A 14,162-nucleotide genomic window follows, 5' to 3' on the forward strand; every position below is an offset into this window, starting at 1 on the left:
ACCCGTACGCCGCGACTGGTCGCCCCAGGCGTTCTCGGCCGAGCTCACAGGCTTCGCGTCACTCGGCGGCGGCTTCGGATCTCGCCCAAGCGATTCTTTGCGCCCAGTACGCGCCCAGTAGCGCCGGGACAGGCTGCTGACCTGCGGCGGAGCGTTCTCCTAGTAGTACCAGGGGTACGGAGTCCAGTCCGGCTCGCGCTTCTCCAGGAACTGGTCGCGGCCCTCCTGCGCCTCGTCGGTCATGTACGCCAGCCGGGTGGTCTCACCCGCGAAGAGCTGCTGGCCGACCAGCCCGTCGTCGATCAGGTTGAACGAATACTTCAGCATCCGCTGCGCCGTCGGGGACTTGCCGTTGATCATCCGGCCCCACTCCAGGCCGACCTTCTCCAAGTCGGCGTGCGGCACGGCGCGATTGACCGTACCCATCCGCATGCCGTCATCGGCGTCGTACTTCTCTGCGAGGAAGAAGATCTCGCGCGCGTACTTCTGCCCGACCTGGCGGGCCAGGTACGCCGACCCGAATCCGCCGTCGAAGGAGCCGACGTCGGCGTCGGTCTGCTTGAAGCGCGCGTGCTCGCGCGAGGCCAGCGTCAGGTCGCAGACCACGTGCAGCGAGTGACCGCCGCCGGCCGCCCAGCCGGGCACCAGACAGACCACCACCTTGGGCATGAAGCGGATCAGCCGCTGGCATTCGAGGATGTGCAGCCGCGCGAGGCGGGCTTTGTCGATCGGGTTGGGCTCGGCCCCTGCGTCGTCGTGGCCGGGCGTCTCGTACTGATAGCCCGCCTTGCCGCGGATCCGTTGATCGCCGCCGGTGCAGAACGAGTGCTTGCCGTTCTTCGGCGAGGGCCCGTTGCCGGTCAGCAGCACGCAGCCGACATCGGCGGACGTACGCGCGTGCTCCAGCGTGCGCAGCAGTTCGTCGACCGTGTGCGGACGGAACGCGTTGAGCACGTCGGGGCGGTCGAACGCGATGCGTACGGTCCCGTGGGCGCGCGCCCGGTGATAGGTCAGGTCCGTCAGATCCTCGAAGCCGGGTACGACATCCCAGGCTGACGGGTCGAACGTGTCAGAAACGCCCTCGATAGCACTCATAGGACTGAGGCTATCGAGGGCGTTCGAGGCAGAGATCAGCCGATCCGGATCATCTTCCGGTTCACGAACTCCTCGATGCCGAAGCGACCCAGCTCGCGGCCGACGCCGGAGCGCTTCACGCCACCGAAGGGCAGCTCGACACCATCGGCGTCGACGACGTTGACGAAGACCATGCCGGCCTCGATCTGCGACGCCACCCGCTTGGCCTGCTCGGGGTCGTTGGTGAAGACGTACGACCCCAGTCCGAACGGGGTGTCGTTGGCCAGGTCGATGGCCTCGGCCTCGTCCTTGACCTTGAAGACCATCGCGACCGGCCCGAAGAGCTCCTCATAGAAAGAGTCGCTGTCGCGGGTCACATTGGTGAGTACGCCGAAGGGGTAGTGCGCGTCCTCGCGCTCACCGGCGGTGACCAACTCGGCACCGTTGGCGGTCGCGTTGGTGACCTGTTCGGCCAACCGCTCGGCTGCGGGCAGCGACGAGAGCGGGGCCTTGCCGCCGGCGGTGATCCCGGCGGTGAACTTGCCGAGGAACTCGTCGTAGAGGTCCTCCTGCACGATGAAGCGCTTGCCCGCGTTGCAGGCCTGACCGGTGTTGCCCAGCCGCGCCGCCAGCGCCGCCTCGACGGTGGCGTCCATGTCGTCGGTGCCCAGCACGATGAACGGGTCGGAACCACCCAACTCCAAGACGACCTTCTTGAGGTTGCGACCTGCGACCTCGGCCACGGCGGCACCGGCACGCTCTGATCCGGTCAGCGACACGCCCTGGATGCGCGGATCCGGGATCACGATGTCGGCGATCTGCTCGTTGGTGGCGTAGATGTTGACGTACGCCCCCTCGGGGAAGCCCGCGTCCTTGAAGATCTGCTCGATGGCCGCCGAAGACGACGGGCACTGGGGCGCGTGCTTGAGCAGGATCGTGTTGCCCAGGCACAGGTTGGGTCCGGCGAAGCGGGAGACCTGATAGGCCGGGAAGTTCCACGGCATGATGCCGAGGAGTACGCCCAGCGGCTCGCGCGTGATCATCGCCGAGCCCTCGCCGTCGAGCAGCGTGATCTCCTCGTCCTTGAGGAACTCCTCGGCGTTGTCGGCGTAGTACTGATAGATCGCGGCGCTGAACTCGACCTCGCCGACGGCCTCGTCGCGGGGCTTGCCCATCTCCTCGACGATCAGGTCGGCGAGCTCGTCGACGCGCTCGTTGTGGAGCTCGGCGACGCGCGCCACCAGCGCGGCGCGCTCGGCGACGGTGGTCGTACGACCCCAGGTGCGGTAGGCGTCCTGCGCCTTGTCGAGGGCGGCGCGGATGTCCGCGTCGGTGGCGGTGTCATAACTGCGCACCAGCTCGCCGGTGGCGGGGTTGCGGACGGCGTACTCGGTCACGGTGTCTCCTTCGGTTGCTGCGTTAGGGGTAGTCAAGCCCTCTGGATCGAAGGCCACAAGGGTCAGCGGTAGGCGGTTTCGCCGGTGACGGCTTGGCCGAGGACCAGGGTGTGCATCTCGACGGTGCCTTCGTAGGTGAGTACGGACTCCAGGTTGTTCATGTGCCGGATCACCGGGAACTCCAACGAGATCCCGTTCGCACCAAGAATGGTGCGTGAGGTACGACAGATCTCCAACGCCTCACGCACATTGTTGAGCTTGCCGATGCTCACCTGTTCGGGACGCAGCACGCCGGCGTCCTTGCGCCGGCCGAGGTGGATCGCGAGCAGGACACCCTTGATGTATTCCAGGTGCATGTCGGCCAACTTGGCCTGAGTCAACTGGAAACCGCCGAGCGGGCGACCGAACTGGGTGCGTTCCTTGGCATACGTCTGCGCCGCCATCAACGACGACCGCGCCGCCCCCATCGCACCCCACACGATCCCGTACCGGGCCTCGTTCAAACACGACAGTGGACCCTTCAACCCGCCCACCTCGGGCAGCACCGCACTGTCGGGCAGCCGTACCCCATCCAGCACCAGTTCACTGGTCACCGAGGCCCGCAACGACAGCTTGTGCTTGATCAACGGCGCCGAGAACCCAGGCGTGTCGGTCGGGACCACGAAACCTCGGATCCCTTCGTCGGTCTGGGCCCACACCACCGCCACATCGGCGACCGAACCGTTGGTGATCCACATCTTGCGACCATCCAGAACCCAGTCCACACCATCGCGGCGTGCCCTGGTGCGCATCGACCCCGGGTCCGAACCATGGTCAGGCTCGGTCAGACCGAAACAGCCGATCGCCTCACCAGTAGCCATCCGGGGCAGCCACTCCTGTTTCTGCTCCTCCGAACCCCACCGCCAGATCGCGAACATCGCCAACGACCCCTGCACCGACACCAACGACCGGATCCCCGAGTCAGCCGCTTCGAGTTCCAGACACGCGATGCCGTACTCGGTCGCGGTCATCCCCGCACAGCCGTACCCCTCCAAATGCATGCCCAACAGCCCGAGCTTGCCGAACTCCCGCGCCAGCCCACGAATGTCGTCGATCTCGCCACGCTCGAACCAATCGGCCACATAAGGATCGACATGATCAGCACACAACTGCCGCACCGACTCCGCCACCGCCAACTCGTCAGGACTGAAGAGATCATTGAGCGCCGCCGGATCACGCGGGTCCAGAGGGGGCAACTTGGTCGAGGTGCTCATGAGTGGTCTTCCTGTCGTGAGGTGGTGAGCCAGCGGCGCACGTCATCATCGTGCTCGCCGAGGCGCGGGGGTGGGCGATAGTCGGTGACGGGAGTCGCCGAGAAGGTGATCGGATTGCGGACTTGAGCCGGGACTTGCGAGCCCACGTCGACGAGCGGGTCCAGGCCTAACGAGGAGGCCAACTCGAAAGCCGAGGCCAGATCCCCGACCTGGCCGGCCGGGAGGCCTGCGGCAGTGAGAGCGGTGACCCAGTGCGTCGCGGTGTTCGTGGCGAGCAACTCTTCGAGGGAAGCCACGAGTGCGGCCCTGTTCAGCACCCGATTCGCGTTGGTGGCAAAACGTGGATCGGCGCTGAGGTGCGGCGAGCCGAGGACCGAGCAGAGCCGAACAAACTGGCCGTCGTTGCCGCACGCGACCGCGATCGCCCCGTCGGCGCAACGCAGCGACTCGTACGGCGCGATCGAGGGATGCGCGTTGCCCATCCGACCCGGGGATTGGCCGGTGGCCAGGAAGGACGACGCCTGGTTGACCAGTGAGCCGAGCAGGCTGCTGAGCAGGTTGACCTCGACCCGCTGTCCGAGGCCGGTGCGAGCGCGCGTGGCCAACGCCGCCAGGATGCCGACGGTGGCATCCTTGGCGGTGAGTACGTCGACCAGCGCGACGCCGACCTTCGTCGGTTCTCCGTCGGGATGCCCGGTAATGCTCATCAGGCCACCCATGGCCTGGACCAGGAAGTCGTACCCCGCCAGATCACGGCCTCCGCGCGAACCGAATCCGGTGACCGAGCAGTAGACCAGGCCAGGGTTGTCGCGCGACACGGACTCGAAATCCAGGCCGTGCTTGACCAAGGCGCCGTCTCGGAAGTTCTCCACCATCACGTCGGCCCGGCGCGCGAGTTCGCGGGCCAGCCGCAGGTCGCCGGGATCGGCGAGATTCAAGGTGAGGGATTCCTTGTTGCGGTTGGCACTCTCGAAGTACGCGGCGGAGTTCTCGGTCCAGGGTGGACCCCAGGAGCGGGTGTCGTCCCCGGCGCCGGGACGCTCGACCTTGACCACCCGCGCGCCAAGATCCGCCAGCGTCTGGGTCGCCAGCGGACCGGCGAGAACGCGACTGAAATCGGCAACGAGGATGCCCTCCAGTGGCAGCGTCATGAGCCTCGTGGCTTTCGCGTACGAGATGCTGCCGGGGTGGCGGTCTTGCGTGGGGCGCGAGGAATGATCAGTCGACCGTCGACTCGCCTCGGGATCCGCCACGGGTTGCCGGTGCGCGCCGGCTCGGGAAGCCACGAGTCCGCGACCGACTGATAGGTCACGGGTCGCACAAATCGGTCCAGCCCGGCGGCACCGACCGAGGTTGCTTTGGCGTACGACGTGGCGGGCCACGGACCGCCGTGGTTTTGTGCCCAGGTGTACGCCACGCCGGTGGGCCAGTCGCCCACGGTGACGCGACCGGCGTTGAGCGCCAACGTCTCGACCAGCCAGCCGGCCTCGGCGTCGTCGACTCCGCCGCTGACGACGGTGGCGGCCAGGTGACCAGGCAGCAATGTGAGCGCGTGGTGCAACTCGGCGGTGTCGGCGTACTCCACCACCAGCGTGACCGGGCCGAAGCATTCCGCCAGCAGGTCACTGCCAGGGCTCAGCGCCGAGATCGGCGCGGCCAGCACCGCTGCGGGGGCGTACCACCCGGTCCCCGAGCCGGGCACGAGGCCCGCGACCACGGCACCAGCGTTCTGGAGACGCGCCAGGCCTTCGCCGACACCGACGGCGATGCCGGACGTGAGCATGGTCGGCTCCGGCACGGCAGCCAGCAGCGCCTCGGCGATCGTGGCGGCCGCCTCGCGGCCGGCCGGAGCGAAGAGCAGCCCCGGCTTTGTGCAGTATTGACCGTTGCCGAGCGTGAACGACTCGACGAAGCCCTTCGCGACCGCGGCGAAGTCGGCCATCCCCGCCGACGTGACGACGACCGGATTGACAGTGCCCATCTCCGCATAGACGGGGATCACGCGGGTACGAGAGTTGGCCGCAGCCCAGATTGCCATGCCACCCGCTTCGGACCCGGTGAACGCGACGGCCTCGATGCCGTCGGCCAGGACCAGGTCGATGCCGGCCTGCTGTCCGGACACCAGGGTCAAGGTGCCCTCGGGAGCTCCCGCGGCGGCGAGCGCCTCGATCGCCAGATCCGCCAACCGGTGGCTCAGTCCGACGTGTGCGGGGTGTGCCTTGACCACGACGGGACAACCCGCAGCGAGAGCCGCGCCGGTGTCGTTGCCCAGCACCGAGAAGGCGAACGGGAAGTTGCTCGCCCCGAAGACGGCAACCGGGCCGATGGGCCGATTGAGACGGACCAGGCTCGGAGTCGTCGCCGTCGCGGTGTCGAGCGTGAGCCCCAGGTACGAACCTTCGACCGCGACGTCGCCGTAGAAACGCAGTTGGCCTGCCGTGCGCGCGAGCTCTGCGGTGAGCCGAGGCACGCCTAGGGCGGTTTCGGCGTCGGCAAGCGCGACGAGTTCGTCCTGGTTCTCCTCCAGGGCGCGAGCGATCGCCTCCAGCCACTCCCGGCGTACGGCGGGGGCTGAGGCGGCAAGCACCGGAGCCGCAGCCTGCGCCAGCCGCACTCGGATGTGGACAAGGTCGGTGTCAGCATCGGGCAGCGTGGCCACAACTTGGCCAGAGCGCGGGTTGAAACTGCTGGTGATCACGAGTTCTCCTTGATGGCCGCGATCAGCACATCGAGTCCGTCGTTGAGGAGTTCGTCTCCGATGACCAGCGGCGGCAACAGCCGGATCACACTGCCGAAGGTGCCGCAGGTGAGCACGAGGACACCCTGCTCGTGACAGCGCGCGGCCACCGCCTTGGTGATCTCCGGGGCAGGTTCAAGGGTGCCCGGCTTGGTGAACTCGAGCGCCAGCATGGCGCCGCGTCCGCGCACCTCGGCGACCGACGAACCTTCGCCCACGAGCTCCTGAAGGCGCGTCTTGGCGATGCTCTCGATGTGTCGCGCCCGACCGGCGAGGTCGTCGCGCTCGATGACCTCCAGGGCCGCGAGTGCGGCTGCACATGCCACCGGGTTGCCGGCGTACGTGCCGCCCAGACCACCAGGAGGCACCGAGTCCATGATCTCCGCGCGCCCGGTGACAGCGGCCAGCGGCATGCCACCCGCCAACGCCTTCGCCGTCGTGATCAGGTCCGGAACGACGCCGTCGCGGTCGACCGCGAAAAGGTCACCGGTGCGACCAAAGCCGGTCTGGATCTCGTCGGCGATGAAGACGATGCCATGCTTGGTGGCGAGTTCGGCGACGCCTGCGAGGTAGCCCTCGGGGAGTTCGATGAAGCCGCCCTCACCCTGGATCGGCTCGGCGATGATCGCGGCCACGTTCCCGGCCCCGATCTGCGTGGTGATCAACTCCTCCAGCGCGGCCAGCGCCTCGGCGCCAGCGTTCTGCGGGCCGGTCGGCCAGCGCAACGGATAGGGAGAGGGAGCCCGGTAGACCTCAGGCGCGAACGGACCGAAGCCTTGCTTGTACGGGACGTTCTTGGCCGTCATCGTCATCGTCAGCAGCGTGCGGCCGTGGTAGGCGTGGCTGAGCGTGATCACGGCATCTCGCCCGGTGTGACTGCGCGCGATCTTGATCGCGTTCTCGACAGCCTCCGCACCGGTGGTGACCAGCAGCGACTTCTTGTGATGATCGCCGGGCGTGAGCCGGTTGAGAGCGGCACCGACCTCGACGTACCCGTCGTACTCGGTGACCATGAAGCAGGTGTGGGTGAAGCGCGCGAGTTGCTCGTTGACCCGGCGCGCGACATCGGGGTCGTTGGCGCCGACGCTGGTCACCGCGATGCCGCTGGCGAAGTCGATGAGGTGGTTGCCGTCGACGTCGACCAGGATGCCGCCGCCGGCGTGATCGATGAACACCGGGAGCGTGATGCCGAGCCCGTCGGTGAGTTCGTGTTGCCGGCGCTGGTGAAGTTTGCGCGATTGGGGGCCGGGGATCTCGGTGGCGAGAATCCGCTGCTGCTGAGGTTGGGTCATCAGGTCTCTTCCGTTCCGCGAGGGCCCACGACGGGTCTCTCACGAAGGCTAGAACCGGTCAATGCGCGCCAGTTCGCCGATTCGTCGGCTCGACCCTCAGTTTTCGCCGAAACGTCTGCGACGATGGTGCGGTGCGCACGCCGGGCCCCAGAACTCAGGGTGTGGGAGCTCCCACTTTGGGGGTCCTCGCATCGCATCTCGGCGACAACCTCATCCTCGCCGCCGGGTCGGGCTGGTCGGCACGCGACATCACGGCTGTCCATGTCAGCGAACTGCTCGATCCGACGGGATACCTCTCCGGCGGGGAACTGCTGATGACGACCGGGCTGCAACTCCCGACCAGTCAACTCGGCTGCGAGAGGTACGTCGCTCGCCTCGTCGAGGCCGACGTGAGTGCTCTCGCGCTCGGGCTCGGGCCGGTCCATGAGCATCTGCCCGCCCCTCTCGCGACGGCCTGCCGCAAGGCGGGTTTGCCGCTGTTCATCGTGCCGGCGCAGACTCCCTTCCTCGCGGTGAGCAAGGCCTATTGGGCGCAGGTCTCCCACTCGGCCACCCGAGATCTGCGCGATGTCGTCTCGGTGCAGCGCACGCTGGTCGATGCCGCGATCACCGGGGATCCGGTGCGTGCGGTGCTCCAGGTGTTAGTGCGCGCGCTGGGTGGCTGGGCGGCTGTCTTCTCGGCCAGCGGTGAGGTCAGCCGGATCGAGCCTCCCGCGGCTGCGGCCCAGGCCGTGGAGATCCGTGCCGACCTGCGTCGTCTCGCCGGTGTCCACACAGCGGCATCGCTGGCCACGCGCGATTCGACCGTCTTGGTCTATCCCCTGGCGGTCGAAGGTCGCGTCAACGGATATCTCGCGGTGGGATCAGCCACACCACCAGACAGCAGTGGCCGAGCCGTCGTCCTGACCGCGACGGGGATCCTCAGCATCGATGCCGCTCGGCGGGCCCGGATGCTCTCGGCCTCGGCAGAGGCGCAGCGCTGCGTCGGGGTGCTGTTGGACGAGGGTTTCGACGCCGCTGCCCGAGCCCTGGCCAGCAGCCTCGGCTCGCCCCTGCCCACGGTGCTGCGCCTTCTGGCCGTACGCTCGGCAAGCCTGCGTGCGGTCATCGACGCCGTCCGCCACGAGGCGCCGTCAGCTCTCGTCGTTCCCGAAGATCGTCGAGATGCCTGGGTCGTGCTCGCCGCCGCTGACGGGTGGCCGCGACGTGTGCTCGACGCCGTGCGGAGCGCGGATGCCTCGGCAACTCTGGCGCTCTCCGCACCCGTGACTCCCTCGGAGACTGCCCCCGCCCGCGCGAGACTGTTTGCCTTCCTGGCCGGCGCCGAGCCGGGGCAAGCACAGTTGCCCAGTGAGTCCGCGGTGGTCGACGCACCGGCGCTGCTCGACACTCTCTCCGTCGAGCAACGTCGGATCCTGTCGGCCTACCTGCGCCATCGCGGGCGGTGGGAGTTGGCCGCCAAGGAGGCCGCGCTGGCCCGCAACACCCTTCGTTATCGAGTCGATCAGATCGCCACCCATCTGGCTGTCGACCTCACCGACCCCGATGTGAGCGCCGAGTTGTGGCTGGCGCTGCGCAGTCGCGGATAGCTTGGTTCGTCTCAGCCCAGGCGTACGAGTTGCCAAGGCCAGCCTGGGACCGGCACGCGTTCGCGCACCGCATGCCCCCGCAGCACCGAGCCGGCCAACCAGCGAGCCGACTTGGAGCCCACCACCCGGTTGGCTTCGTTGACCAGCACCAGGTCACCATCCATTCCACGCAACGCCCGATAGAGCCGGCGCTCGACTTCGTCTACCCGCAGATCCGCGCCCGCGACCCCCACGAAACGACGCCCGACCAGCACCGGCGTGGTGAGCGTCAGGATGTAGTGGTTGACGCCCCAGAAGTCGACATAGGGCCCGACGATCGAGCGGTGGTCGGCCCGGTGTGGGATCAAGAACCAATCGGCGCGGGTGTAGTCGTAATAGTCCAGGCTTTCCGGATCGAGTTGGAACTCGGTCTGCTCGGGCCGATCGTGCTCCCAGCGCCACCATTCGATCCAGCGGGGTTGGTCGACGAACAGGCCCGGCACAGTGACGACGCCCATGCCTCGGACCAGCCCCAACTGTCCGGTGAGGCGTCGTTGGAGTCCCAGTCGAATCCCGCCGAGGTCGGCCGTACGCAGTGACTGCAGGGGGGCCTGCGCCACGAGCGAGGCCAACTCGTCACGCAAGGTGAGCACTTCGGCGAAGACTCCGTCAAGGTGCTCAGCGATGGCCTCGGCGACCTGCGTCGACGAGGGGACCTGCGCGGGCATCACAACTCGAGTGCCTGGATGTGCAACGCGAGCATCCGAGCCAGGTCCGCGTCGACGCGGGCCTCGGCGATGCTTTGCGCCTTGTTGTGTGCGTGTCGCCCGATCGCCTCCACGAGCGCACGGTGTGATGCCACGACCTCCCGGTGATACTCGGCCAAGGTGGCCACATCCTCACGGTGCGACTCGTCCAGTTCGGGAAGCCACCGCAGCGGGCCGGCCTCAGCCTGGAGTCGCATCTCCGCACGCGTCAGGCGTACGGACTGCGCTGTGGCCGCGACCTCGACCCGGAAGCGTCCATCGATGCGGCACTGCACGGGGGGCTCGGTGGCGGCCTCCAGCGCCGTGACGAGTTCACCAAGGCGGCTGACGAAATCCCACGAGTGGCGATCCGCCGCGAGGCGAGCGGCCTGCCCCGACACGGCGCGCTGCATGTCGAGCAGGTCCCCGATGTCATGGCTGCTCATCGCCTGCAACGCCGCCCTCCCCCGACTTGTCGAGGTCTGCTCGTCGACCTTGACGAAGCTTCCACCGCCGTGGCCGCGCCGGGTCTCGATCAACCCGCGTTCCTTCAGCAGCGCCAAGGCATCACGCAAGGTGATCAACGAAACGCCCAGGTGGCCTGCCAGATCCTGCTGGGCGGGCAACTGGTCGCCGTCGCGCAGCATGCCCAAGGAGATGGAGTCGCTGAGCCGGTTCGCGACGGCCTCCACCCGCCCGCCGCCGGGGTCGATCGGCGCGAACATGACGGAGCGGGCGAGTCCCGACAGCAGCAGCGACGGCACGCGGGCACGGCCTCCTTACCAGGGCAGGATCGGTTTGGGATGTCTGCCTGGATTCTCCGGGTAGTCCCATTCCTGCTGTTCACCGGGTCGGCCCGGACCCAGGTGAGTCTCGTCCTCCTCCCCGGCCACCAGCGTTTCGAACGAGAAGTGCTCGTGCATCCAGTCCAAGTGTTCTGTGCGCATGCTGACGATCCGCTCGACGTCCCACAGCGGCATGTTCTGCTGCCGGAAGTGGGTGCCCATCAGTTCGGGGTCCACCTCGTAGACGTGGTCGAGCCGCATGATCACGCCGTCACTGATCCGGCGCGCCTCGGGTCGTGCGTACTGCTCCTTGTAGACGAACTTGCGCATGACTTCTCCCTTCAGTCCTCGTAGGACTCGTCGAGCATCTGCTTTCCAGGATTCATGATGTTGTTGGGATCGAGGTTGCGCTTGAGCATCTTCATGACGTCCCAGCCGCCGCCCATCTCCTCGGGCACCAGCTCGGCGTCGCCGATGCGGGTGGTGCCGTGACAGTTGCTCATCGACCCGCCGTACTTCAGCGACACCTTCGCGATCTCGGTCTTGAACTGGATCCAGACATCCCACAAGGCGTCGTCCAGCTTCTCCTCCCAGATCCCGATGTCGATCTCGGCGAGGTAGTCACCCCATGGCTTGTAGGACGCGCTGGTGTAGCAATAGGTCCCCCAGTCGTCGAAGATGCCGTACTCCTTGATGTAGCGGTCGGCGATCTCGTGCCACTCCTTGCGGACCTGCGGCAGCACACTCCAGTTGAGCGCCGCGTCCTCGCAGTGCCACGACATCGGGGCAACCTTGCCGTCAGGCGTACGACCATGCAGCGGGTTGGCATAGCGGTCGTGACGCGAGGCCCAGTCGCCCAATGCCATCTCGTCGCCGGTGTAGCGACCGCCGTACGCACGCCCCTTCTCCATCACGATCTTCGACGCGGCCTCGACCTCGGCCCGGGTGCCGTAGAGCGCAGTGGCGAGCACCGAGTTGACCCATTCGGGCATCGGGATGAACGCCTCGTCGTCGCGGCGTAGGTATTCGACCTTCTTCTCGTCGAACAACACGTTGCCCGCCAACGTGGCCACGCCGGAGGTGACCATCCCGTAGAGCGTCTTGTGCGCCAACTCGTAGTCATCGAAGACGAAGAACGCCGCGAACTCGGCCTCGGGCTTGGGCACGATCTCCAGCGTCGCCTCGGTCACGATTCCCAACGTGCCCTGGTGACCCATGAAGAGGTGCTTGAGGTGGAACCCGGTGGAGGACTTGCGGATCTTCTTGCCGCCGCCGTCACCGACCTGGATGATCTCGCCGGTCGGCAGCACGATCTCCATCGACATGCACAGATCCCGGCTGTGACCGAAGCGGGTGCCCAGCAGCGAGAAGCCGCTGCACGCGATCCGACCGCCGACCAGCGAGCAGGGGTACGACGCCGGGGTGTCGGGGTGGAAGACACCGTACGGACGCAGTTCCTCGTTGAGCTTCATCATGCTGATGCCCGGACCCACGGTCACCGTCCTGTTCGCCAGGTCGATCTCGTGGATCTGGTTCATCCGCTTGACGTCGATGATGATGCCGCCGCGGTTGGGCACGGCACCATCGTTGAGGCCGGTACCGCCTGCTCGGGGCACCACCGGGATCTTGGTCCGGTTGGCCAGCTTGACGATCTCGGAGACCTGCTGCGCGGTGCGCGGAAGCACCACGGCGGCCGGAATGTGGTCAGACCAGCGGTGCACCGGGAAGGGTGCGGGGACCCGCGTCCGGTTGGCGCGACTGGAGATGTCGGTCAGCACCGCTCCGGGCTCGTTGCCCATGATTGCCTCAAGATCGGCGACGACGGCGGCGTCGATCTCGGTCACCTTTGTGATGGTCACAATTTCACCTCGTCCAGGTCTGAGGCACCGCGCTTGCCGCCCACATCGAGGCCGGCGCTTGCGGCGACGAGCTCGATGATGTCGGCGACCTCGATGCCGACCTTGTTGCCCGCCATGGCCAACGGCCGCTCCGACCAGACGCAGCCACTGACGAGCATCTCCACGTCGAGTTGATTGGCCCGAGCCAGCCGGTTCGCGGCGATCTGGCTGCTGATCTCGGGCTTTTCGATGGGCAGGCCACCTCCACCGCCGGAACAGTAGGACCACTGGGTCACGTGGTCGACGTCCTTGAAGGTCAGGCCCGGGATCGAGTTGAGGATGAACCTGGGCGCCTCGTGGATGTTCTTGCGCTTGTTGAGCCGACACGGGTCGTGATAGGTCACGGTCTTGTTGACCGGCACCTCCATCTTGAGCCGGCCCTCCTTGATCAGGTCGGCGACCAGTTCGATGATCTGAACGACCTCGAAGTCCATCTCCTCTCCGAAATAGGCCGGGTAGTCCTCGGTGAAGTGAACGTAGTCGTGCGGCTCGATCGCGATGATCTTCTTGACCCCCGAGGCCCGCCAGTCGTCGATGTTGTGCCGGGCGAACTCCATGGACTGCTTGACGTATCCCATCTCTCCGGCGGGACCGCCGCAGCACCACTGCTCGTTCATCAAACCGAACTCGACACCGGCCTTCTGGAGCACCATCGCGGTCGCGCGGGCGTTGGCGGTGCGATAGAACGCGGCCTCACAGTCGACGAACATGATCGTCTCGCCGCCGATGGGAATGTCGAGCCCTTCGGCCCAGTCGCGTACGTAGGGCTGGCCCTGGGGTTGGCCGGTGTCCCTGACTCCGAGCACCGGCTCGTTGGTGAGCTCGCGCGTACGCTCGTTCCACAGTTTCCAGCCGCCCCGGTCGAGGCCTTTGTCGACCATGAGTGCACGCGCCGCCTTGACGACCTTCACGGTCTCCGTGCGGGCTTGGTAGAAGTCACCCACGAACAAGGTGTTGGGGCAGCGCACCTCGCAGCCGCCGCACTGCACGCAGTGCACGTAGTCGTCGGCGACGTCCTCGATGTTCAACACACCCTTGTCCATCGCGATGATGTTGGCCATGAAGGCCGTGGGGGTGTGGTTTTCGTTGCGCGTCACCTGAGTGACCGGACACACCTCGCGGCAGAACTTGTGGCCCGAGGAATAGCAGTTGAAGCCGTTTTGGCGCCACCGGTCGACGAACTCGGCCTGCGCCCCATCCACCGCATCGCGGTGATCGCCATTCATCTCGTCCGTCATCTCAGCCCTCCAAAAGCTGTCCTGTGAAGTGCGCCACAGCGCCTTGTTCGACAACATATGGGCGGGTCAGGAGGCCGGTCAATCTTTCGGAACTGAAATTCTGAAAAGACTATTTCAGTGACCGAAAGGTGCCCTGAAATGGACCGCTGTTCGGGCCTACTCGGACTTCATAGG

Annotated in this window: 12 protein-coding genes; 1 reads left to right on the forward strand and 11 read right to left on the reverse strand. The window is 66.7% G+C overall.

The window, feature by feature from the left end:
• Positions 1-159: 159 nt before the first annotated feature.
• The 6 genes from V9G04_18255 to gabT all read right to left on the reverse strand — a co-directional run bounded on the left by V9G04_18255 (position 160) and on the right by gabT (position 7,753).
• Positions 160-1,095: a 1,4-dihydroxy-2-naphthoyl-CoA synthase gene (locus tag V9G04_18255; GenBank protein ID MEI2715174.1), complete on the reverse strand. Its 936-nt coding sequence runs from the start codon at positions 1,093-1,095 to the stop codon at positions 160-162.
• A 35-nt stretch (positions 1,096-1,130) separates the two neighbouring features.
• Complete coding sequence (locus tag V9G04_18260) at positions 1,131-2,471, reverse strand: NAD-dependent succinate-semialdehyde dehydrogenase (protein ID MEI2715175.1); 1,341 nt, start codon at positions 2,469-2,471, stop codon at positions 1,131-1,133.
• A 62-nt stretch (positions 2,472-2,533) separates the two neighbouring features.
• Positions 2,534-3,724 (reverse strand): acyl-CoA dehydrogenase family protein, encoded by a 1,191-nt coding sequence (locus tag V9G04_18265; GenBank protein MEI2715176.1) that lies wholly within the window; start codon positions 3,722-3,724, stop codon positions 2,534-2,536.
• Complete coding sequence (locus tag V9G04_18270; protein ID MEI2715177.1) at positions 3,721-4,875, reverse strand: CoA transferase; 1,155 nt, start codon at positions 4,873-4,875, stop codon at positions 3,721-3,723. The genes V9G04_18265 and V9G04_18270 overlap by 4 nt, the downstream gene beginning before the upstream one ends.
• Positions 4,872-6,422 carry an aldehyde dehydrogenase family protein gene (locus V9G04_18275; GenBank protein ID MEI2715178.1) on the reverse strand — a complete coding sequence of 517 codons (1,551 nt, stop codon included), beginning with the start codon at positions 6,420-6,422 and terminating at the stop codon, positions 4,872-4,874. The genes V9G04_18270 and V9G04_18275 overlap by 4 nt, the downstream gene beginning before the upstream one ends.
• The gene (gene gabT, locus V9G04_18280) at positions 6,419-7,753 is read right to left on the reverse strand and encodes a 4-aminobutyrate--2-oxoglutarate transaminase (GenBank protein MEI2715179.1); all 1,335 of its coding nucleotides are present in this window, start codon (positions 7,751-7,753) and stop codon (positions 6,419-6,421) included. Before gabT ends, V9G04_18275 begins: the two co-directional genes overlap by 4 nt.
• Positions 7,754-7,929: 176 nt before the next feature.
• Between gabT and V9G04_18285 the strand changes: the two genes are divergently transcribed.
• The gene (locus tag V9G04_18285; GenBank protein ID MEI2715180.1) at positions 7,930-9,342 is read left to right on the forward strand and encodes a PucR family transcriptional regulator; all 1,413 of its coding nucleotides are present in this window, start codon (positions 7,930-7,932) and stop codon (positions 9,340-9,342) included.
• Positions 9,343-9,353: 11 nt separating this feature from the next.
• Here V9G04_18285 and V9G04_18290 read toward each other — a convergent pair whose 3' ends face one another.
• The 5 genes from V9G04_18290 to V9G04_18310 are packed head-to-tail and all read right to left on the reverse strand — an operon-like array spanning position 9,354 to position 13,988.
• Complete coding sequence (locus tag V9G04_18290) at positions 9,354-10,049, reverse strand: cache domain-containing protein (protein ID MEI2715181.1); 696 nt, start codon at positions 10,047-10,049, stop codon at positions 9,354-9,356.
• Complete coding sequence (locus tag V9G04_18295) at positions 10,049-10,831, reverse strand: GntR family transcriptional regulator (protein MEI2715182.1); 783 nt, start codon at positions 10,829-10,831, stop codon at positions 10,049-10,051. Before V9G04_18295 ends, V9G04_18290 begins: the two co-directional genes overlap by 1 nt.
• Before the next feature lie 15 nt (positions 10,832-10,846).
• A complete protein-coding gene (locus V9G04_18300) occupies positions 10,847-11,182 on the reverse strand; it encodes a hypothetical protein (protein ID MEI2715183.1) in 336 nt (111 codons plus the stop codon).
• Between the two features lie 11 nt (positions 11,183-11,193).
• Positions 11,194-12,711 (reverse strand): FAD-binding oxidoreductase, encoded by a 1,518-nt coding sequence (locus V9G04_18305; protein MEI2715184.1) that lies wholly within the window; start codon positions 12,709-12,711, stop codon positions 11,194-11,196.
• Positions 12,708-13,988 carry a (Fe-S)-binding protein gene (locus V9G04_18310; GenBank protein ID MEI2715185.1) on the reverse strand — a complete coding sequence of 427 codons (1,281 nt, stop codon included), beginning with the start codon at positions 13,986-13,988 and terminating at the stop codon, positions 12,708-12,710. The genes V9G04_18305 and V9G04_18310 overlap by 4 nt, the downstream gene beginning before the upstream one ends.
• Positions 13,989-14,162 lie beyond the last annotated feature (174 nt).

This window comes from Nocardioides sp. (assembly GCA_037045645.1).
Taxonomy (GTDB): Bacteria; Actinomycetota; Actinomycetes; order Propionibacteriales; family Nocardioidaceae; genus Nocardioides.

Bases quoted from the DNA above. Each gene is read 5' to 3' on its own strand.
- V9G04_18255 (MEI2715174.1), bottom strand. From the start codon at position 1,095: ATGAGTGCTATCGAGGGCGTTTCTGACACGTTCGACCCGTCAGCCTGG.
- V9G04_18265 (MEI2715176.1), bottom strand. From the start codon at position 3,724: ATGAGCACCTCGACCAAGTTGCCCCCTCTGGACCCGCGTGATCCGGCG.
- V9G04_18270 (MEI2715177.1), bottom strand. From the start codon at position 4,875: ATGACGCTGCCACTGGAGGGCATCCTCGTTGCCGATTTCAGTCGCGTT.
- gabT (MEI2715179.1), bottom strand. From the start codon at position 7,753: ATGACCCAACCTCAGCAGCAGCGGATTCTCGCCACCGAGATCCCCGGC.
- V9G04_18290 (MEI2715181.1), bottom strand. From the start codon at position 10,049: ATGCCCGCGCAGGTCCCCTCGTCGACGCAGGTCGCCGAGGCCATCGCT.
- V9G04_18300 (MEI2715183.1), bottom strand. From the start codon at position 11,182: ATGCGCAAGTTCGTCTACAAGGAGCAGTACGCACGACCCGAGGCGCGC.
- V9G04_18310 (MEI2715185.1), bottom strand. From the start codon at position 13,988: ATGACGGACGAGATGAATGGCGATCACCGCGATGCGGTGGATGGGGCG.